At 67.8% G+C, this 18877-nt stretch carries 16 protein-coding genes; 10 read left to right on the forward strand and 6 right to left on the reverse strand.

The window, feature by feature from the left end; genetic code table 11:
- The first annotated feature begins 133 nt into the window (after positions 1 to 133).
- The 3 genes from ACR80S_RS15305 to ACR80S_RS15315 all read left to right on the forward strand — a co-directional run bounded on the left by ACR80S_RS15305 (position 134) and on the right by ACR80S_RS15315 (position 1833).
- Positions 134 to 703, forward strand: coding sequence for a DUF1415 domain-containing protein (locus ACR80S_RS15305; RefSeq protein WP_435401652.1), 570 nt, complete (start codon positions 134 to 136; stop codon positions 701 to 703).
- A gap of 72 nt (positions 704 to 775) precedes the next feature.
- Entirely contained in the window at positions 776 to 1276 is a 501-nt protein-coding gene (tpx, locus tag ACR80S_RS15310; protein ID WP_435403733.1) for a thiol peroxidase, read from the forward strand.
- Positions 1277 to 1398: 122 nt separating this feature from the next.
- Positions 1399 to 1833 (forward strand): OsmC family protein, encoded by a 435-nt coding sequence (locus ACR80S_RS15315; protein ID WP_435401650.1) that lies wholly within the window; start codon positions 1399 to 1401, stop codon positions 1831 to 1833.
- Positions 1834 to 1883: 50 nt separating this feature from the next.
- Here ACR80S_RS15315 and ACR80S_RS15320 read toward each other — a convergent pair whose 3' ends face one another.
- Both ACR80S_RS15320 and ACR80S_RS15325 read right to left on the reverse strand, forming a co-directional pair.
- The gene (locus ACR80S_RS15320; protein WP_435401649.1) at positions 1884 to 2585 is read right to left on the reverse strand and encodes a gamma-glutamyl-gamma-aminobutyrate hydrolase family protein; all 702 of its coding nucleotides are present in this window, start codon (positions 2583 to 2585) and stop codon (positions 1884 to 1886) included.
- Entirely contained in the window at positions 2582 to 3589 is a 1008-nt protein-coding gene (locus ACR80S_RS15325) for an amidoligase family protein (RefSeq protein ID WP_435403734.1), read from the reverse strand. The genes ACR80S_RS15320 and ACR80S_RS15325 overlap by 4 nt, the downstream gene beginning before the upstream one ends.
- Positions 3590 to 3673: 84 nt before the next feature.
- Here ACR80S_RS15325 and ACR80S_RS15330 point away from each other — a divergent pair, with 84 nt between their 5' ends.
- Both ACR80S_RS15330 and ACR80S_RS15335 read left to right on the forward strand, forming a co-directional pair.
- Positions 3674 to 5989: a mechanosensitive ion channel family protein gene (locus ACR80S_RS15330; protein WP_435401647.1), complete on the forward strand. Its 2316-nt coding sequence runs from the start codon at positions 3674 to 3676 to the stop codon at positions 5987 to 5989.
- Positions 5986 to 7572 carry a hypothetical protein gene (locus ACR80S_RS15335; protein ID WP_435401646.1) on the forward strand — a complete coding sequence of 529 codons (1587 nt, stop codon included), beginning with the start codon at positions 5986 to 5988 and terminating at the stop codon, positions 7570 to 7572. The genes ACR80S_RS15330 and ACR80S_RS15335 overlap by 4 nt, the downstream gene beginning before the upstream one ends.
- A gap of 61 nt (positions 7573 to 7633) precedes the next feature.
- Here the strand turns inward: ACR80S_RS15335 and deoC are convergent, their stop codons facing one another.
- Positions 7634 to 8419, reverse strand: coding sequence for a deoxyribose-phosphate aldolase (deoC, locus tag ACR80S_RS15340; RefSeq protein ID WP_435401645.1), 786 nt, complete (start codon positions 8417 to 8419; stop codon positions 7634 to 7636).
- Positions 8420 to 8569: 150 nt separating this feature from the next.
- On the opposite strand from deoC, the gene ACR80S_RS15345 reads away from it, so the two are divergent.
- On the forward strand, positions 8570 to 9253 hold the full coding sequence (locus tag ACR80S_RS15345) for a CBS domain-containing protein (protein ID WP_435403735.1): 684 nt from the start codon (positions 8570 to 8572) through the stop codon (positions 9251 to 9253).
- Positions 9254 to 9417: 164 nt separating this feature from the next.
- On the opposite strand, the gene ACR80S_RS15350 is transcribed toward ACR80S_RS15345, so the two are convergent.
- Positions 9418 to 10572, reverse strand: a complete 1155-nt coding sequence (locus ACR80S_RS15350; protein WP_435403736.1) for an aminotransferase class V-fold PLP-dependent enzyme — start codon at positions 10570 to 10572, stop codon at positions 9418 to 9420.
- 256 nt (positions 10573 to 10828) lie between these two features.
- Here ACR80S_RS15350 and ACR80S_RS15355 point away from each other — a divergent pair, with 256 nt between their 5' ends.
- From ACR80S_RS15355 to ACR80S_RS15370, 4 genes are all read left to right on the forward strand, one after another.
- On the forward strand, positions 10829 to 11974 hold the full coding sequence (locus ACR80S_RS15355) for an ABC transporter ATP-binding protein (protein ID WP_435403737.1): 1146 nt from the start codon (positions 10829 to 10831) through the stop codon (positions 11972 to 11974).
- A 168-nt stretch (positions 11975 to 12142) separates the two neighbouring features.
- Positions 12143 to 13204 (forward strand): ABC transporter substrate-binding protein, encoded by a 1062-nt coding sequence (locus tag ACR80S_RS15360; protein WP_435401641.1) that lies wholly within the window; start codon positions 12143 to 12145, stop codon positions 13202 to 13204.
- Between the two features lie 91 nt (positions 13205 to 13295).
- Positions 13296 to 14546: an ABC transporter permease gene (locus ACR80S_RS15365; RefSeq protein ID WP_435401640.1), complete on the forward strand. Its 1251-nt coding sequence runs from the start codon at positions 13296 to 13298 to the stop codon at positions 14544 to 14546.
- Positions 14547 to 14564: 18 nt separating this feature from the next.
- A complete protein-coding gene (locus tag ACR80S_RS15370) occupies positions 14565 to 15395 on the forward strand; it encodes an ABC transporter permease (protein WP_435401639.1) in 831 nt (276 codons plus the stop codon).
- Positions 15396 to 15424: 29 nt separating this feature from the next.
- Here the strand turns inward: ACR80S_RS15370 and pta are convergent, their stop codons facing one another.
- Both pta and ACR80S_RS15380 read right to left on the reverse strand, forming a co-directional pair.
- The gene (gene pta / locus ACR80S_RS15375; RefSeq protein ID WP_435403738.1) at positions 15425 to 17590 is read right to left on the reverse strand and encodes a phosphate acetyltransferase; all 2166 of its coding nucleotides are present in this window, start codon (positions 17588 to 17590) and stop codon (positions 15425 to 15427) included.
- Positions 17587 to 18774 (reverse strand): acetate/propionate family kinase, encoded by a 1188-nt coding sequence (locus ACR80S_RS15380; protein WP_435401637.1) that lies wholly within the window; start codon positions 18772 to 18774, stop codon positions 17587 to 17589. The genes pta and ACR80S_RS15380 overlap by 4 nt, the downstream gene beginning before the upstream one ends.
- Positions 18775 to 18877: the final 103 nt, after the last annotated feature.

Genomic DNA, 18877 nt, shown 5'->3' on the forward strand with positions numbered 1-18877 from the left:
ATTGGCGCCTGATCAGGATCGCTTCCGGCTGGACAGGATTGCTGACGGTGGCTGAACGCGTTTCTGTCGGGGTTTCTGAGGGCGTTTCTGCCACAATAGCAGATCCCATTTCCCCGCTGCCGCGAGAGTCTCCATGTCCGCATCCACCGAGCCCCATCAGGATCAGGCCCTGGCCGCCACGCGCGCCTGGGTCGAGACCTTCGTGGTCGCCCGCAACGTCTGCCCCTTCGCCGGCCGGGAGGTAGCCGGCGACACCATCCGCTACGTGGTGGTGAAGGCTGGCGACTGGGAGCGCGCCCTGCTTTTGCTGGTGGCCGAGTGCGAGCGGCTCGACGAGACCCCCGCCATCGAGACCACCCTGCTGGTGCTGACGCCCGGGCTCGATGACTTCGACGATTACCTGGATTTCCTGGCCATCGCCGAGGCGCTGCTCGCGGACCAGGGCTTTGAGGGCACCTACCAGCTGGCCAGCTTCCATCCCGATTACTGCTTCGAGGGGGCAGAGCAGGAGGATGCGGCCAACTTCACCAACCGTTCGCCCTTTCCGATGCTGCACCTGCTGCGTGAGACGGGACTCGAGCAGGCGCTCGAGCACTACCCGAACCCCGAGGCGATCCCCGAGCGCAATGTCGCCACCATGCGCGAGCTGGGTCACCAGGCGCTGGCCGCTGCCCTGGCGGCGCTGCGTGACGGCAAGCGTTGACGCCAACGTTGGCCGTGCCAGCGGCGTCTCGTTAGGCTCGTTTTTCCCCATGATGACCCAGGAGTGTGCTGCATGAGACAGGTAACCCGCGCCGGCGACCCGGTGGACGTGGCCGGTGATTTCCCGGAGATGGGCCAGGCGGCTCCCGCCCTGACCCTGACCAACACCGACATGGCCGACGTGACGCTGGCCGACTTCGCCGGCCAGCGCAAGGTGCTCAACATCATCCCCAGCGTCGACACCCCGACCTGTGCCTTGTCGACCCGCACCTTCAACAAGTTGGCTTCGCAGATGGCCAACACCGTGGTGCTGGTGGTCTCTGCCGACCTGCCGTTTGCCGCCAAGCGCTTCTGCGGCGCCGAGGGCCTGGACAACGTGGAGACCCTTTCGACCTTCCGCCATCCCGAGTTCCATCGGACCTGGGGCGTGGCCCTTTGCAGCGGCGTGATGAAGGGACTCTGTGCGCGGGCGGTGGTGGTACTCGACGAGCGCGACCGCGTGATCCACAGCCAGCTGGTCGGGGAGATCAAGCACGAACCCGACTACCAGGCGGCACTCGAGTCGCTGGCTTGAGTGGGGCTGGCTCGAGAGGCGCAGACTTAAGAGGCGAAGACTTAAGAGGCGCTGGCGTGAGAGGCGACTACACTGGGTGTGCCATTCACCTCATCAACGCCATTCATTCGGGAGAGTGACCCATGAGCATTACCAAGACGGCTTCGGCCCGCTGGCAGGGCGGCATCAAGAACGGCAAGGGCACGATGTCCACCGAGAGCGGCGCGCTGAAGGAGACGCCGTACGGCTTTCGCCAGCGCTTCGAGGGCGAGGCGGGCTCCAATCCGGAAGAGCTGATCGGCGCCGCCCATGCGGGCTGCTTCTCCATGGCGCTGTCGCTGATCCTGGGCGAGGCCGGCATGGAGCCCGAGAGCATCGATACCCAGGCCACCGTGACCCTGGCCGAAGACCCGGAGGGCGGTTTTCATGTCCCGAGCATTCACCTGGTGACCCGGGTGAAGATCCCGGGGGCCGATCAGGCGGCCTTCGAGGAGTGCGCCGAGAAGGCCAAGGCCGGCTGCCCTGTCTCCAAGCTGCTCAATGCCGAGATCACCCTGGAGGCCACCCTGGAGAGCTGAGCCTGACCCGCAAGACCCTCGACGGCCACCCTCGGGTGGCCGTCGGCGTGTCAAGGTGCCGGCGGGTCAGCGAGCCGGTCGCGATGGCGTCCGGAGGCCTTGACCAGGGCGCGGATCAGCCGCTGCTGGGGGCGGTTGAAGATCAGCCACTCCGGGTGCCACTGCACGCCGATCAGGAACTCGTGGTCGCGGGACTCGATGCCCTGCACCAGGCCGTCGCGGTCGCGGGCGACGATCTCGATGCCGCGACCGGCCCGTTGGACCGCCTGGTGGTGCAGGCTGTTGATGCGACACCAGCTGACCCGGAGGATGCGGTGCAGCTTGCTGGCGCCGACGATGTCCACCGTCTTGCGCGGTAGCACGGTGCGGCGCCGCTTGAGCCCCTCGTGAGTGGTATAGATGTCCGGGTCCAGGGTGCCGCCCAGGTAGACGTTGATCAGTTGGGCGCCGCGGCAGATGCCGAGTACCGGGGCGCCCGCGGGGATGAAGCGCTCCAGCAGCTCGAGCTCGAGTTCGTCGCGCTGGGGGTCGAGGCGCACGTCGAACTGCACCTCGGCGTTGTAGAGATGCGCCTGGATGTCGTCGCCGCCGCCGATGATCAGGCCGTCGAGGTAGTCGGGCAGGGGGCGCGAGGGCGACAGGCGACGGGGGCGGCCGCCGTGTCGCCACACCGCGAACCAGTCGAAGAGCCAGGCGATCTGGCTCTTGTCGTCGGAGGTGGTGATGCCGATCAGGGGGCGGGTGTCGCTCACGCGGCCCCCGCCCAGCCGCGCATGCGCAGCCATAGCCTGGCGAGCGGCGAGCGGGTGTGCTTGGCCACATAGCCGGCGCTGCGTTCATGCAGCAGGTCCTTGTCGGCGGCCAGTGTCTCGACCTCGAGCCAGCGATTCCACTCCGTCACCGAGCCCCAGCCGGGCTCGGAGAGGCGGGCGTCCGGCAGTCGGTAGTGGAAGGTCGGGCGGGCCTTGACCAGCTTGTTGTGAAACAGCTCGTGGGGATAGTCCGGCCGAAGGTGGGCAAACAGCGGGGTCATGTCCAGCTCGCGGTTGCGGGTCGGGTTGTCCGCCAGGTAATCGCCGATCAGGGTATCCAGGTCCGGCGCATAGTTCGGCGCCAGGACCTTCAGCGCATAGGCCTTGGGGAAGGGGTTGGCGTGGGGCAGCACCTCGCGGGTGATGTCCACGTCGATCTGCTCGCGCAGCCACTCGGCGGTCAGCAGGTAGGCGCGCAGGTGGTCGAGGAGGCTCGCTGTCTCTAGGGTTGCCACCTCGGGGTTGAGGTGCAGGCCAAAGCCATAGAGCAGGCTGGCGTCGGTGCCCTTGGCGCCGTGCTCCCGCAATCCGGCGAACAGGGCGTCGAGCTCCTCGAGTTCGTTCCAGGGCACCGGCGGGCAGATGATCTCGGTGGGGACGAGGCCGGTGACCACGTCGCCGATCAGCTCGCGGGCGCGGGTGTGAAAGTCGACCCGCATCTGGTGGCGCTGGCGCTCCCACTCGGTGTCGTCCTTCGGCTTGGCGTCGAGCACCTGACTGTCGGGGTGGGCATACTGGGTATCGAGCTCGATGACGAACTCTCCCCAGCGAGTCCCCCGGACCTTCAGGCGGTGGGCGCTGATGACCACCAGTTCACCGCCGAACAGCTCGCGTACCAGCTCGGCGGTATCGCGGGGGGGCAACCCGGCGAACTCGATCTCGACCCCGACGCGGCGTGTCTCGCCGTCGGGATTCCGGGGTTCGGGTGGCGGTAGCGGCGTCATGGCGGCATCCTGTGCGTGACCGATGGGCTCGCGAGGAGCCTAACATATTGGCGACCCGCGTCGCCGAGGGAAGACGGAGAAACGATGTCCCAACCACTGCGTAGCCTGCTTGTCTGCCTGCTGTGGCTGCTGCCTCTGCTGGCGCTGCCCGCCCAGGCCCAGCAGCTCGGCCTGTCCGGGCTGCTGGGGGCGGGAGAGGAGCCGGCCGCTGAGCATGACCCCCAGGCGTTCCAGGCCTCCCTCGAGCAGGTAATCGCCACCCTGGAGGACGCCGAACGGCGGGGCCAGCTGCTGGAGGGTCTGCGCGAACTGCAGGCGGTGCACGGCGAGGCGGCCGAGGAGGCGGCCCTGGCGCCACGGCAGGGGCTGCTCGGTGCCCTGGCCGAGACCCTCAGCGACCTCGGCGAGCAGGCCGAGTCGGGGCACTCCCCCGTCGATCGCTGGCGTGACCAGCTTGAGCAGGGCTGGGTGGACCTCAGTGGCCTGGTGACCGGCACCGGTAATGCCGACCTGATGCGTTTCCTGGTCGAGGGGGCGGTGCTGCTGGGCATCTGGGTCGGCCTGCTGGTGATCCTGATCGCTCTGGGGCGTCTGCTGGCGCGTCGCCGAGGGTGGCCGCTGGACCTGCCCCGGGACCCGCGGGCCTGGCTGCTCACCGTGCACTTCCTGCGCCGGATGTTGCCCTGGGCGCTGGCCTTCTTCCTGGTGCTGGGCCTGGCGCAGCTGATTCCGGAGAGCGCCGGGCGCACCATGGCTCTGGTGGCGGCCTATATTGCCCTGTGCGGGCGAACCCTCTCGGTGGTGGTGGAGACCTTCGTCTCGGTGTTCACCCGCGGGCACCGCTTCGTCGCGGTACAGATCCTGCAGCAGCGAGCCCTACGCCCACTCTTCGTGATCGGTGCGCTGATCGCCCTGGGTGATGCCTTCAACTCCGGGCGGCTCACCGACCTCATTGGCGACGAGCTGGCCGGCCTGCTCTCGGTGCTGGCCAACATGCTGGCGGCGCTGCTCAGCATGCGCTTCATCCTGCGCTTCAAGCGGCCGATCCAGCACATCATCCGTCACCGCCCCTGGCATGAGCGCCGGGAGAGCCGCGGCAGTGCCAGCGTGGTAGGAGTGATGGGCAAGCTCTGGCACGTGCCGGCCCTGCTGCTGGTGGGGGGCTCGCTGGTGGCGATCTTCGTCACCGGTGGCGACGTGGGGACGGCACTTGCCCGCTCGATCATCTCGGCCTCGCTGCTGGTGCTGGCGCTGGTCATCACCGGGCTGCTGCGCCGCCACGGGGAGGGGCGCAGCAAGCACCAGAAGCGTCGCCGCATCAGCCAGTACCGCCTGCGCCTGGAGCGCTTCGGCTATGTGCTGGCCCATGCCACCACCTGGCTGGGTTTCGCCGAGCTCTCCACCCAGGTGTGGGGCGGCTCGCTGATGGGTATCGGTCAGCAGGGGGTAGCCAGCGCGCGCATCGGCCAGGCCCTGCTGGCCATGGCCTTCACCGTGCTGCTGGCCTGGCTGGCGTGGATCTTCGCCGATACCGCCATCCAGCGGGCCTTGACCAGCTCGGCACGCACCCGTGGACGGCGGGTCAACCAGGCTCGGGCCCAGACCATCACGCCGATGATCCGCAACGTCATCTTCATTACCATCGTGATCATCGCCACCATCGTCGGCCTGGCCAACCTCGGCGTCAACGTCACGCCGCTGCTGGCCGGTGCCGGTGTGATCGGCCTGGCCATCGGCTTCGGGGCCCAGACCCTGGTGCAGGACCTGATCACCGGCATCTTCATCCTCATCGAGGACTCCATGGCGGTGGACGACTTCGTCGAGATCAACGGCCATATCGGCACGGTGGAGGGCTTGACGCTGCGCACCGTTCGCCTGCGGGACCTGGATGGGATCGTGCACATCATCACCTTCAGCCGCATCGCCTCGATCCACAATATGTCGCGCCAGTTCGGCATCGCACTGATGAAAATCCGCATCCCCCATGACATGAAGATCGACGATGCCATCAGCCTGATGCAGGAGACCGCCCAGGCGCTGCGCCAGGATCCGATGATGCGCCATTACATCTGGTCGCCGCTGGAGATGCAGGGCATCCAGGCCTTCGAGGAGGGCTGCCCGATCCTGCGCATGCGGTTTCGCACCGCGCCGGAGATGCAGTGGGACGTGGCCCGCGCCTTCAACCTGCTGTTGCGTCAGCGCATGGAAGAGCAGGAGATCGATCTCGGGGTGCCGCGGCTCAGCGTCAGCATGGAGGGTCGCGGCGGCGGCCGCCTGGATGGCAGCAGCGAGCGCGGCGACAGCCGTGATGCCAGCGGGCGCGAACCCGGCCAGGTCGGCGTTGCGGACCCCGAGGGTGACACCAATGCTCGGGGTGCCTCCCCGGATCCTGGACAATGATCAGCGTCGATCGCCCGGACAGTCTCTCCCTGCGCATCTCCCGGGTGCTGCAGGAGGAGACGTCCCACCAGCTCGACCTCTTCCTGTTCGTGCCCGGCGAACTGGGGCTCGGTCCCCGTGTGCTCGCCGAGGAGGCGTTCTACCACGCGGCGATCCACGTCAAGCGAACCTACTACAGCGATCGCTACCGGCTGCCGATGGTGCTCAGCCGCCTGGCGGAGCGTGGCCGGCTCGACCCGGAGCAGTACCGCCTCGGCATGAGCCTCTATGCCTATCAGTACGTGGTGGCCCTTGAGCGTTCCAACCAGCCACTGCTGGAGGCCGCCCGCCGGGTGCGCCGGGACGAGAAGGCTGCCGCCGGCAAGGAGAAGCCCTCGGCTGTGAAGGCGACATCCGGCAAGGAGAAGGAGGCGCCCGCCAGGGATAGGCAGGCACCCGACAAGGAGAGAACAACGCCCGACCAGGAGACGCCTTACTCCGGCAAGGAGAAGGAGGCCACCGGTCGCCCAGCGAAGCAGGAGAAGGAGGAGACGCCCCTGGAGGCCAGGCTCGAGGAACACGCCGAGCTGGCCGCGGGCATTCTCAAGCGGCTGCGTCGCCAGCAGCCCGCCGAGGAGAGCCTCAGCCGCTACTACGTCACCATCGACAACTACCTCTCCTGGTTCACCGAGCAGCGCCTGCTGGCGCTGGTGGCCGTTCTGCCCAGGGGCGCGCGCTTCCGCGAGATTCGCGAGCGGCTGCTGGCGATCTGCCGGGAGGAGGGCGCCTACCGGGAGGCGCGTGAGTACAACGCCAAGCGGGTGACCCGGGACCCGACGCGCATGTCCAACAAGATGCGCCTGCTGCGCCGGCTGATCGAGTACCCGGTGACCCTCAAGCAGAAGACCCAGGAGCTCGGTGGCGGCGAGCAGAAGGCGGTCAAGGCGCTGGCCACCGCGGTGGTGATGGTGTTCGTCTCGCTGGGGCTGCTGCAGGTGCGTGACACCCTCTCCGACATCACCGCCCTGTTCGTGCTGGCCATGGCGGTGATCTATGCGCTGCGAGAGGTGTTCAAGGATGACCTGCGCAATACCCTGTGGCGGTTGCTGCGTCGCGGGCGTCCCAAGTGGCGCCGGCAGTACCTGGACCCCACCCGCAACGTCCAGGTGGGACACCAGCTGGAGTGGTTCGACTATGCGCGCTTCCTCAAGCTGGATGAGGAGATCCAGCGGGTGCGCAAGCGCAGCGTGGCCCAGCGCGAGGAGGTGGTGCTGCACTACCGCTCCCGCTCGCGGATGTCTCCGACCCGCTTCCTCAGCGGCTACGAGCATACCCGCGAGACCCTGACGCTGAACCTCGCGCCGCTGGCGCGGCTGATGGACAAGGGCAGCCACCGGGTCTATCGGCTGGAGGAAGGGCAGGTGGTGCGCGAAGAGGTGGAGAAGCGCCACCTGATCAACCTGGTGATCCGCGAGGTGCAGGGCGACCGGCCGCCGACCCTGGAGCGCTGGAAGGTGGTAATGAGCCGGTCGCGGATCGTCGACCTGGAGCGGGTCCACGCCGAGGGGCCGGGCTACGAGGAAGCCGGCCCGGAAGTCGTTTGATCCCCGTGAGCTCAGTGGCCGGGGAGTGTCTCGGGCCCAAAGGCACCGTAACACAGCTGACTTAAGCTGCGCCCCCGGCCGGCGCGACACCCAGGCCCAGGGTGACCAGCAGGTCGTCGAGCAGCGCCGATGCGCCGAAGCGGAAGTGCTCGGGGGTGATCCAGTCGGCGCCCATGATCCGCTCGGCCAACAGCAGGTAGGCCTGGGCCTCTTCGGTGGTACGAATACCACCGGCGGCCTTGAAACCGATGGGCCGCGCCAGGGCAGGGCCGCGTTCGCGGATGACGGTGAGCAGGATCTCGGCGGCTTCGAGGGTGGCGTTGATCGCCACCTTGCCGGTGGAGGTCTTGAGGAAGTCGGCGCCGCCTTCCAGGGCCAGCTCGGCGGCGCGTCGTATCAGCGCCGGCTCCTTGAGCTCGCCGGTCTCCAGGATCACCTTGAGGGTGGCGTCGCCGGCGGCCTGATGGCAGCAGGCGACCAGTTCTTGGCCGGTCTCCTCGTCGCCGGCGATCAGGCAGCGCCAGGGGAAGACCACATCGACCTCGTCGGCACCGGAGGCTACCGCCTCACGGGTCGCGCGGGCGGCGGCCATGATGTCGTCATTCCCGTGGGGGAAATTGGTCACCGTGGCCACCTTGACCTTGCCCTCCAGGTCCAGGGCCTTGAGGGTGCGCCGGGCGGTCGTCACGAAGGCCGGGTAGACGCACACCGCCGCCGGGGTGCCGACGGGAGTCTTCACGCGGCGGCACAGCGACTCGATGGCGGCATCGGTGTCGTCGTCGTTGAGGCTGGTCAGGTCCAGCAGGGCGAGGGCCTGGCGAGCGACGCGTTGGCTATCATTGGTCATGAGAGCTCCTTACCAGTTGTCGTGGGGTGTGGTGAGTCGTGGTGCAGAGTTGAAAATGACGTCGAACAACCCTGCCTCGGGTCAATGCAGTGGCGCCGGCGGGTTGCTATCTTCAAAGAGTGATTCTGATCAATCCGTGGAGAACGCCCGATGCAAGCTGCAGATGTCATGACCCAGAATGTCATCACCGTGTCACCGGACAGCGAGGTGAGCGAGATCGCCACCCTGCTGCTGGAGCACGGCATCAGCGCGGTACCCGTCGTGAATGGCGGTGGCAAGGTGCTCGGCATCGTCAGCGAGGGTGACCTGATGGGGCGAGTGGAACAGGATGCCAGTCGCCGCAAGTCATGGTGGCTGAGGCTGTTCGAGGGCCAGGACGCTGCCGACTATGTGAAGTCCCACGGCCGCCGCGCCAGCGAAATCATGACCAAGGACCCTATCACCATCGAAGAAGATATGCCGCTGCACAAGATCTCCCGGCTGCTCGAGAAGTACCGCATCAAGCGGGTGCCGGTAGTCAGGGGCGACAAGCTGGTGGGCATCGTCAGTCGTTCCAACCTGCTGCGCGGGTTCTCCGTGGTGGCCACGGAGGCCAGCGTGACCGCAGACGATCGCGAGATCCGTGAGGCCATTCACAAGGAGGTCGACGAAAATACCGGCGTGATGGTCGACAGGATCAACATCATCGTCTCGGAGGGCAAGGTACAGCTTTGGGGGTTGGTGGAAAACCAGCAGGAGAAGATGGCCGTGCAGGTGGCTGCCGAGAACACGCCCGGCGTCACCTCGGTCGACAACAACCTGGGCTTCATCCCTCGCGGCGTGGGCAGCCTGTGAGGGGCGGCATCTCGGCGCTCTTGCACTAGGATGTCGGGGAATAAACGGCCGGGGATGAACGGCCAGGGATGAATGGCCACGAGATCAACGAGAGGGGGCGGCCATCGGGCTGCCCCCTCTCGCATATTTGCAGGTCTCGCGTTGTCGCAGGCGCTATCCCCCGGTCAGGCCTCGGCGGGGGGCACCGGCTCCGCCCGGGCGATCGCCTCGAGGGCTGAGCGCAGGTTGGCCAGGCTGCGCTCACGGTCATGGAGCTTCTCCAGGCCGAACAGGCCGATGCGGAAGGTCTGGAACCCCTCGCCCTCGTCGCACATCAGCGGCACGCCGCCCGCCACCTGCAGGCCCGCCTCGGCGAACTTGCCCACCAGGCCGGCGTCATCGGTGTAGCTGACCACCACGCCGGGGGCCTCGAAGCCGGGGGCCGCCACGCTCCGGTAGCCGAACTCGGCCAGTAGTTCGCGCACGCCGTCCCCCAGCGCCTGCTGCTCGTCGCGGACCTTCTTCAGGCCGTAGCCCTCGATCTCTTCCATCACCTCGCGCAGCGTGACCAGCCCATCGGTGGGCAGGGTGGCGTGGTAGGCGTGGCCGCCGCCCTCGTAGGTCTCCATGATCGAGAGCCACTTCTTGAGGTCGCAGGCAAAGCTCGAACTGGTGGTCTCGTCGATGGCGTCGCGGGCATGGCGCGAGAGCATCACCATGGCGCAGCAGGGCGAGGCACTCCAGCCCTTCTGGGGGGCGCTGACCAGCACGTCGACGCCTAGGTCCTGCATGTTGACCCAAATGGCGCCGGAGGCGATGCAGTCGAGCACCAGCAGGCCGCCCTCCTGGTGGATGGCATCGGCTACCTGGCTGATGTAGTGGTCGGGCAGCATGATCCCGGCGGCGGTCTCCACGTGGGGCATGAAGACGATGTCCGGCTGCTGTTCGCGGATCGCCTCGATCACCTCCTCGATGGGGGCCGGGGCGAAGGGCGAGCTGGTGTCACTCTCGTCGAGGCGGCGCGCCTTGAGCACGTTGATGTCGGCGGGGATGTGTCCCATCTCGAGGATCTGGCTCCAGCGATAACTGAACCAGCCGTTGCGGATCACCAGGCAGTGGCGGTCCTGGGCGAACTGGCGAGCCACCGCCTCCATGCCGAAGGTGCCGCTGCCGGGCACGATCACCGCGCTGTGGGCATGGTAGACCCGCTTGAGATGGCCGGAGATATCGCGCATCACCTCCTGAAAGCGGGCGGACATGTGGTTCAGGGCGCGGTCGGTGTAGACCACCGAGTATTCCAGCAGCCCATCGGGGTCGACGTCGGGAAGCAAGCCGGGCATGTGAGTCTCCATAATGAAGCGGGTGACCTTCAGGAAACCGAAGGCGGGTCCATGGCCAGAGGATATGCCCATTCGACAGCCGGGGCCAGCGGCCCGCCACGGGTGCTTGAGGTGGGTCAGGGCGCCTGCGTTTGGTGGGTCAGGGCGCCTGCGTTTATCGCTTCGTCAACGGTCCCCCTTGACGGGGGAAGAGCGGCGTCATAGCTTGGAATTTAGACATTTTCTGCGAACGTCTGAATTCAGGCCTGGAGCCCCGATGTCCGACAACAACAAGATCGCCGATGGCAACGACACCCCGGTGCCGGATGGCCCATCGCCACTAATCCGCTTCGCGGCGGTGCAGAAGACCTATGATGGCGAAACCCTGGTGGTGAAGGACCTCAACCTGACCATTCATCAGGGCGAGTTCGTGACCCTGCTCGGCCCCTCGGGCTCCGGCAAGACCACCTGCCTGATGATGCTCGCGGGGTTCGAGAACCCCACCGCCGGCGACATCTACCTGGGCGATCAGCGCCTCAACACCGTACCGCCCCACAAGCGCAACTTCGGCATGGTCTTCCAGAACTATGCCCTCTTCCCGCACATGACCGTGGAAGAAAACATCCGCTACCCGCTCAAGACCCGCCGCCTACCCGCTGCCGAGGCCGACCGCAAGGTGTCGGAGATTCTGGACATGATCCAGCTCCGTGAGTTTGCCAAGCGGCGCCCCACCCAGCTCTCCGGCGGCCAGCAGCAGCGCGTGGCGCTGGCTCGCTCGCTGGTCTTCGAACCCAAGCTCGTGCTGATGGACGAACCCCTCGGCGCCCTGGACAAGCAGCTTCGCGAGCAGATGCAGCTGGAGATCAAGCACCTCCACGAGGAGCTCGGCCTCACCGTGGTCTTCGTCACCCACGACCAGGGAGAGGCGTTGACCATGTCCGACCGGGTGGCGGTGTTCAACGATGGGGTCATCCAGCAGATCGATACCCCCCAGGCGCTCTACGAGCACCCCTCCAACACCTTCGTGGCCCAGTTCATCGGCGAGAACAACACCCTGCCGGGGCGCATCGAGTCGGTGAACGGCGAGCAGTGTCGCGTGCTTTACGGCAACGATCAGGCCACCGGGGCGCTGGTGGGGCCGGGGCTAGCCAGCGGCGACGCCACACAGCTGTCGATCCGCCCGGAGCGGATCAAGCTCAACGGGGCGAGCCGCAACCTGCCCAACCGCCTGCAGGCCCGGGTCCGCGAGTTCATCTACCTGGGCGACCACCTGCGCATCCGCCTCGAGGTGGCCGGCAACGACCAGTTCGTGGCGCGCCTCCCGGTTGCCGAGGTCCAGAGCAGCATGCGCCCGGGGGATGTCATCGAGGTCGGCTGGCGCGACGAGGATGTGCGCGCCCTGGACATGCCCGGCCCAGGATGACGGCCCGCCGGGGCGCCATGGGGGACGGCAGCCGCCGCCACTCCAAGGCATCACGGCACTCACAACGACCATCACAACGACCATCACAACAACCATCACAACAACCATCACAACAACCATCACAACAACCATCACAACAACCATCACAACCACCCTCGGGAGCGTCCCATGACCCATCAGCCTTCACCCCTCAAGCCCCTGGCCCGCGGCATCGCCGTCGGCAGCCTGCTCGCAGCCGGCCTGGCCCTGTCGGCCAATGCCCAGGCGCTTACCGTCATCTCCTTCGGCGGCGCGTCGGGGGACGCTATGCAGGAAGCGTACTTCGGTCCCTTCGCCGAAAGCACCGGGGTCGACCTGACGCCGGGGGACTACAACGGCGAGCTGTCGCGAATCCGTGCCATGGTCGAGACCGGCAATGTCAGCTGGGATCTGGTGGAGATGGAGTCGCCGGAACTGTCCCGGGGCTGCTTCGAGGGGTTGTTCGAGCCCATCGACTGGGATCGCCTCGGGCTTGCCGACGTGCTCATCGACTCGGCCGTCGAAGAGTGCGGCGTAGGCACCTTCGTGTGGTCCACGGTGCTGGCCTATGACGCCGACGCCCTGGACGCCGCGCCCGGCTCCTGGGCGGATTTCTGGGACGTCGAGCAGTTCCCCGGCACCCGCGGGCTGCGCCGCGGCGCCAAGTACACCCTGGAGTTCGCGCTGATGGCCGACGGCGTGGCCACCGATGAGGTCTACGAGGTGCTGGCCACTGACGAGGGCGTCGACCGCGCCTTTGCCAAGCTCGACGAGATCAAGGCGCACATCCAGTGGTGGGAGGCCGGCGCCCAGCCGCCCCAGTGGCTGGTGGCAGGCGACGTGGTGATGACCTCCTCCTACAACGGCCGCATCGCCGCCGCCCAAGAGGAGGGCAACAACCTGGAGATCGTCTGGAACGAGAGCCTCTATGACCTGGACTACTGGGCAATCGTCGCCGGCAGCGAGCATGTCGACGAGGCCTATGACTTCATCGCCTTCGCCAGCCAGCCGGAGACCCAGGCAGTCTACTCCAGCGAGATTCCCTATGGCCCGGTGCATCCCGACGCCATCGCCCAGCTGGATGACGCGCAGGCGCAGCGTATGCCCACCCATGAGGAGAACCTCGAGGGCGCGTTGGCCATCAATACCGGCTTCTGGGTCGACTACGGCGAGGAGCTGGAGCAGCGCTTCAACGCCTGGGCGGCGCGCTGATTATCCCCCGGCAGCGGCGGTCGCCGCTGCCCCTCTTCTTTGTTGCCGCGGGACCGCCGCGGCAGCCGTCTGACCTCAGCGGGAGGACCCCATGACCACGACCGCGGCGTCGATGCCGGAGGCCAGGCCCGCCGGCAACCTGAGGGCCCAGTTGCGGCGGGCCGAGCGGAGACGAAAGTTCCGGGCGATGGCCCTGGTGGCCCCCCTGGCGCTGTTCCTGGTGGTGGTCTTCGTGGTGCCCATCGGCAGCATGCTGTGGCGCAGTGTGGACAACAGTGAGCTGGAGTCAGTGATGCCCCAGACCGCGGCGGCGCTGCGGCAGTGGGACGGCACCGGCCTGCCCGACGAGGCCGCCATGGCGGCCCTCGCCGCCGAGCTGCGCGACTCCCGCCAGGGCGGGGGCCTGGGACGCATCGGGCGCCGTCTCAACTACGAGGATACCGGCTATCGCGGCCTGCTGATGCGCACCCTGCGCGGGCTGCCGGTGGCGGCCGTCGATGACTGGACGGCCACCTTGGTCGAGATCGACCCCGCCTGGGGCGAGACCGCCACCTGGCTCGGCATCCAGCGCGCCGCACCGGCCACCACGGATCGCTACGTGCTGGCCTCCCTGGATATGGAGCGCGGGGCGGATGGCGAGATCCAGCGCGTCGACCGGCAGGACCGCCTCTACCAGGCCGTCTTCCAGCGCACCATGGTGATCGCCGGCGGGGTGACCCTGATCTGCCTGGCACTGGGCTTCCCGCTGGCCTACCTGCTGGCCACGCTGCCGGCGAAGACCAGTAACCTGCTGATGATCCTGGTGTTGCTGCCGTTCTGGACCTCGTTGCTGGTGCGCACCGCGGCCTGGATCATCCTGCTGCAGTCCAACGGCCTGGCCAACCAGTCGATGGTGGCGCTGGGGCTGATCGAGTCCCCCATGCAGCTGGTGTTCAACCGCATTGGGGTATTCTTCGCCATGGTGCATATCCTGCTGCCCTTCATGGTGCTGCCGCTCTACAGCGTGATGAAGGGCATCTCTCCCAGCTATCAGCGCGCCGCGGTCTCGCTCGGCGCGCACCCCTTCGCGGCCTTCTGGCAGGTCTATGTGCCCCAGACGGTCTCCGGGGTGGCGGCGGGCACCATCCTGGTGTTCATCATGGCGCTGGGCTACTACATCACCCCGGCGCTGGTGGGTGGTCCCGCCGACCAGATGGTCAGCTACTACGTGGCCTATTACACCAACACCACCAACAACTGGGGGATGGCCGCCGCGCTGGGCAGCATCCTGCTGGTGGTCACCCTGCTGCTCTACCTGGTCTACCACCGCCTGGTGAATCGCCGGCAGCTGATCCGGCGCTGAGCCCGGGAGGAGAACGATATGGCACTGCCCCCCTACGCCTCACCGGTGGAGAAGCTCTGGTTCTGGACGTTCCGGATGTTCTGCGGCCTGGTGCTGCTGTTCCTGATCACCCCGGTGCTGGTGATCATCCCGCTCTCGTTCAGCAGCGGCTCCTTCCTGACCTACCCGCTGCCGGGCTTCTCGCTACGCTGGTACGAGGCGATCTTCGATACCTCCGGCCCCTGGCTCGCGGCGCTGAAGAACAGCCTGATCGTCGCGCCGCTGGCGACCCTGCTGGCCATGGGGCTGGGCACCCTGGCCGCGGTGGGCCTCAACCGGGCGGACTTTCCCGGCAAGGGGCTGATCCTGGCGCTGCTGATCTCGCCGATGGTGGTGCCCCTGGTGATCGTCGCCGTGGGCATGTACTTCTTCTTCGCCCAGGTGGGGCTGCTCAACTCCTACACCGGCCTGGTGCTGGCCCACACCGTGCTCGGCGTGCCCTTCGTGGTGATCACCGTGAACGCCACCCTTCAGGGCTTCGACTTCAACCAGGTGCGCGCCGGGGCCAGCCTGGGGGCGAGCCCGCTCCGGGTCTTCTTTACCGTGGTGCTGCCGCAGATCCTGCCCGGGGTGATCTCCGGCGGGCTCTTCGCCTTCGCCACCTCTTTCGACGAGGTGGTGGTGGCGCTGTTCATCGCCAGCCCCACCGAGCGCACCCTGCCGATCCAGATGTTCTCCGGCATTCGCGAGAACATCAGCCCGGCCATCGCCGCCATGGCCACCATCCTGATCCTGCTCTCGACCCTGCTGCTGGTGACCATGGAACTGCTGCGCCGGCGCAGCGAGCGGCTCAAGGGCAGCGTGGAGTAGACCGCCCCCCCCTGGGAAGGGCCGCCGCCTCAGCCGCGCTGGGCGGCCTGGATGGCGGTCAGGGCGATGGTGTAGACGATGTCGTCCACCAGGGCGCCGCGGGAGAGGTCGTTCACCGGCTTGTTGAGGCCCTGCAGCATGGGGCCGACGCTGACCACCCGGGCGCTGCGCTGCACCGCCTTGTAGGTGGTATTGCCGGTGTTGAGGTCGGGGAAGACGAACACCGTGGCGCGCCCGGCTACCGGGGAATCCGGCGCCTTCTGGCGGCCGACGCTCTCGATGGCCGCGGCGTCGTACTGCAGCGGGCCGTCGATCAGCAGGTCCGGGGCCTGCTCCCGGGCCAGCTGGGTGGCCTGGCGCACCTTCTCCACGTCGGCGCCGGAGCCGGACTCGCCGGTGGAGTAGCTGATCATCGCCACCCGCGGCTCGATGCCGAAGGCCTGGGCGGAACGGGCGCTCTGCAGGGCGATCTCGGCCAGGGCCTCGGCGTCCGGGTCGGGATTCACCGCGCAGTCGCCGTAGACCACCACCTGCTCGGGCAGCAGCATGAAGAAGATCGACGACACCTGCTGGTAGCCCGGCGCGGTCTTGATCAACTGGAAGGCCGGGCGCACGGTGTTGGCAGTGGTGTGGATGGCGCCAGAGACCAGACCGTCCACCTCGTCGAGCTGCAGCATCATAGTGCCGAGCACCACGTTATCCTGGAGCTGGGCCTCGGCGGTGAGCGTGTTCACCTTGCCGCTGCGCCGTGCCACCATGGCCTCCACGTAGCGTTCGCGGATGCTGTCCGGGTCGATGATCTCGAGCCCCTCGGGCAACTCGATGCCGCGCTGGCGGGCCACCTCCTCGATCTCCTCGCGCTTGCCGAGCAGCGCGCAGCGGGCCAGCCCGCGGCGCTGGCAGATGGCGGCGGCCTCCAAGGTGCGCGGCTCGCTGCCCTCGGGCAGGATGATGCGCTTGTCGGCCTGCTGGGCCAGCTTGACCAGCTGGTGACGGAAGGCCGAGGGGGAGAGGCGGCGGGTATAGCCACGGCTCAAGTGTTCCTTGAGCCACTCCAGGTCGATGTGGGCGGCCACGAAGTTCGCGACTCGCTCGGCCCGCTCGAAGTCATCGATGGGGATGTCGTTGCCCATCTGGCCGAGGTTCCTGGCGGTGGTGAAGCTGTCGGTGTCGACGCTGATTACCGGCAGGCCGGTCTTCAGTGCCGGACGACACATCTCGATCATGTTGTCGCCGGGAAGGAACCCGTTGGTGAGCAGTATGCCGGCCAGGGGCACGCCGTTCATGGTGGCCAGCGCCGAGGCCAGCACTACGTCGTCTCGGTCCCCGGAGGCCACCACCAGGGTGCCGGGCTTGAAGATGTGCAGTGCATTGGCGGCGCTGCGCGCGCACAGGCTGGTAGCGAGCACCCGTCGCTCGGGCTCTCCCTCGTTGAGGAAGATGGCTTTCAGGGAGCGGGCCACGTCCAGCACCCGCGGGGCGGAGAGGGCGGGGGCGAAGGGCACCATGCCGATCAGGTGGAAGCGCTCGGTGGCCAGTGCGGGGGAGTGGAGACGCAGCTCGGCGAGCAGCGCCTCCTCCAGGGCCGGGGCGGCAGTGCCGGGAGCCAGGCCGCTGGGGTCCTCGCCGCCGGGCATGTTGTGCATGCGCATGAGGATACAGCCCAGGGTGCGGGCCGAGCTGACCCCGCCGAAGGCGCGGGCATGCATGTCGAGCTGTTCGGCCAGCGCCTGAGGCTCGGCCAGGTCGCCGCTGCCCACCAGGATGATCCGCGCATTGAGCGCATCGGCCAGCTGGGCATTCACCTGGGCGGCGTAGCTGGCGTGGCGCGTCGGTACCAGGCCCTCCATCACCAGCAGATCGGGCGCCCCGTCGCGGAAGGCCTCCAGGGCGATTTCCTGGAGTCCCACCACCTGCTCCATCAGCACGTCGAGGCGATCCTGGCGCAGCAGTCGCTCCATCTCGGCCTGGGCGATCGGCGCGGGGGGGCGCAGCCCCAGGGTGCTGTTGACCAAGGCGCAGGAGCGATCCGGTCCCGGGCCGTTGAGCTCGTCCTGGCGCAGCGGCTTGAGGAAGCCGGCCTTGAGGCCGATAGTGTCCAGCGCCTGAATCAGGCCGAGGCAGGCCGAGGTGAGGCCGGCCCCCTCGCCGGTGGGCACGAGCAGGATGGCCTGGGGAGCGGGGCGCGGTGTCATCGGGGGGTGTCTCCCAACAGCTGGCGGGTCTCGTCGGCGATGCGGCCCTCTTCGTCGGTGGGGATCACCCACAGAGCGGGCCGGTTCGGGGTCAGGGTGTCAATGCGGCCCTCGCGGCCGCGGACCGTGGCGAGGTTGGCCTCGGGATTCAGCGCGAGGCCGAAATGGGGCAGCAGATCGATCACCTGCTGTCGCACTCGCGGCGAGTTCTCGCCGATGCCGCCGGTGAAGAGGATGCCGTCCAGGCGGGGCAGGGCGCAGGAGAGTGCAGCCAGAGACTTGGCGATACGGTAGCAGAACACCTCGATGGCCAGGGCGGCGCCGGCGTGGCCCTCCGCGGCGGCGGCCTCCAGTTCGCGCATGTCGTTGGTGAGGCCGGAGAGGCCCAAGAGGCCGCTCTCGCGGTTGAGCACGCGGTCGATCTCCTCGATCGACCAGCCCAGCTGGCGCACCAGATGGACGTGCAGGCCGGGGTCGACGTCGCCGCTGCGGGTGCCCATCGCCAGGCCCTCCAGTGGGGTCAGGCCCATGCTGGTATCGAGGCTCTTGCCCTGCCAGACGGCGGTGATGGAACAGCCGTTGCCCAGGTGGGCGGTCAGCCAGCCGCCGCCCGGCAGGCCGCTAAGGGCGTTGGCGCGGGCACTCACGCAGGCATGGCTGGTGCCGTGGAAGCCGTAGCGGCGGATGCCGTGGTCGCGGTAGAGCGCCTCGGGCAGGGCGTAGCGGTAGGCCCGCGGCGGCAGGCTCTGGTGGAAGGCGGTGTCGAAGACCGCCACCTGGGGCAGATCCGGAAACAGTGATCGAGTAGCGGCGACGCCCAGCAGGTTGGCCGGGTTGTGCAGCGGGGCCAGGGCGGCGGTCTGCTCGATGGCGGCCACCACCTCGTCGTCGATCCGCGTGGCACGCGTGAAGCGCTCGCCGCCATGCACGATGCGGTGCCCCACGGCGAAGGGCTGCCGTCCCTCGAGCCCCTCAAGAATCGCCTCGAGAGCCTGGACATGGCCGGCGCCACCCAGGGGGCGGGTGAAGGCATCCCCGCTGCCGTCGACGCCCTTCAGGCGGGCATCGCCGCTGCCCAGCCGTTCGACCAGGCCCGTCAGGCGCGGCTGATCGGCCGTTGCCGGCACCAGCGCATATTTGATGGAGGAGGAACCGCAGTTGATCACCAGCACCGGATCGTTCATCGACGCCCCTTGAGGGATAACATGTTGACTTTAGTCTAACATGAGGCCGCCGTCGGTCGTCTCCTCGACCGATCGACGGCCATCATGCTGCGCTGCATCTAAC

Source organism: Halomonas salsilacus, from assembly GCF_051216275.1.
Taxonomy (GTDB): Bacteria; Pseudomonadota; Gammaproteobacteria; order Pseudomonadales; family Halomonadaceae; genus Halomonas.

Excerpts from the sequence above, each read along its gene's own strand:
- ACR80S_RS15325 (WP_435403734.1), bottom strand. The coding sequence starts at position 3,589 with ATGACGCCGCTACCGCCACCCGAACCCCGGAATCCCGACGGCGAGACA.
- tpx (WP_435403733.1), top strand. The coding sequence starts at position 776 with ATGAGACAGGTAACCCGCGCCGGCGACCCGGTGGACGTGGCCGGTGAT.
- ACR80S_RS15345 (WP_435403735.1), top strand. The coding sequence starts at position 8,570 with ATGCAAGCTGCAGATGTCATGACCCAGAATGTCATCACCGTGTCACCG.
- ACR80S_RS15350 (WP_435403736.1), bottom strand. The coding sequence starts at position 10,572 with ATGCCCGGCTTGCTTCCCGACGTCGACCCCGATGGGCTGCTGGAATAC.
- ACR80S_RS15360 (WP_435401641.1), top strand. The coding sequence starts at position 12,143 with ATGACCCATCAGCCTTCACCCCTCAAGCCCCTGGCCCGCGGCATCGCC.
- deoC (WP_435401645.1), bottom strand. The coding sequence starts at position 8,419 with ATGACCAATGATAGCCAACGCGTCGCTCGCCAGGCCCTCGCCCTGCTG.
- ACR80S_RS15365 (WP_435401640.1), top strand. The coding sequence starts at position 13,296 with ATGACCACGACCGCGGCGTCGATGCCGGAGGCCAGGCCCGCCGGCAAC.
- ACR80S_RS15355 (WP_435403737.1), top strand. The coding sequence starts at position 10,829 with ATGTCCGACAACAACAAGATCGCCGATGGCAACGACACCCCGGTGCCG.
- ACR80S_RS15315 (WP_435401650.1), top strand. The coding sequence starts at position 1,399 with ATGAGCATTACCAAGACGGCTTCGGCCCGCTGGCAGGGCGGCATCAAG.
- ACR80S_RS15305 (WP_435401652.1), top strand. The coding sequence starts at position 134 with ATGTCCGCATCCACCGAGCCCCATCAGGATCAGGCCCTGGCCGCCACG.
- pta (WP_435403738.1), bottom strand. The coding sequence starts at position 17,590 with ATGACACCGCGCCCCGCTCCCCAGGCCATCCTGCTCGTGCCCACCGGC.
- ACR80S_RS15380 (WP_435401637.1), bottom strand. The coding sequence starts at position 18,774 with ATGAACGATCCGGTGCTGGTGATCAACTGCGGTTCCTCCTCCATCAAA.
- ACR80S_RS15330 (WP_435401647.1), top strand. The coding sequence starts at position 3,674 with ATGTCCCAACCACTGCGTAGCCTGCTTGTCTGCCTGCTGTGGCTGCTG.
- ACR80S_RS15335 (WP_435401646.1), top strand. The coding sequence starts at position 5,986 with ATGATCAGCGTCGATCGCCCGGACAGTCTCTCCCTGCGCATCTCCCGG.
- ACR80S_RS15370 (WP_435401639.1), top strand. The coding sequence starts at position 14,565 with ATGGCACTGCCCCCCTACGCCTCACCGGTGGAGAAGCTCTGGTTCTGG.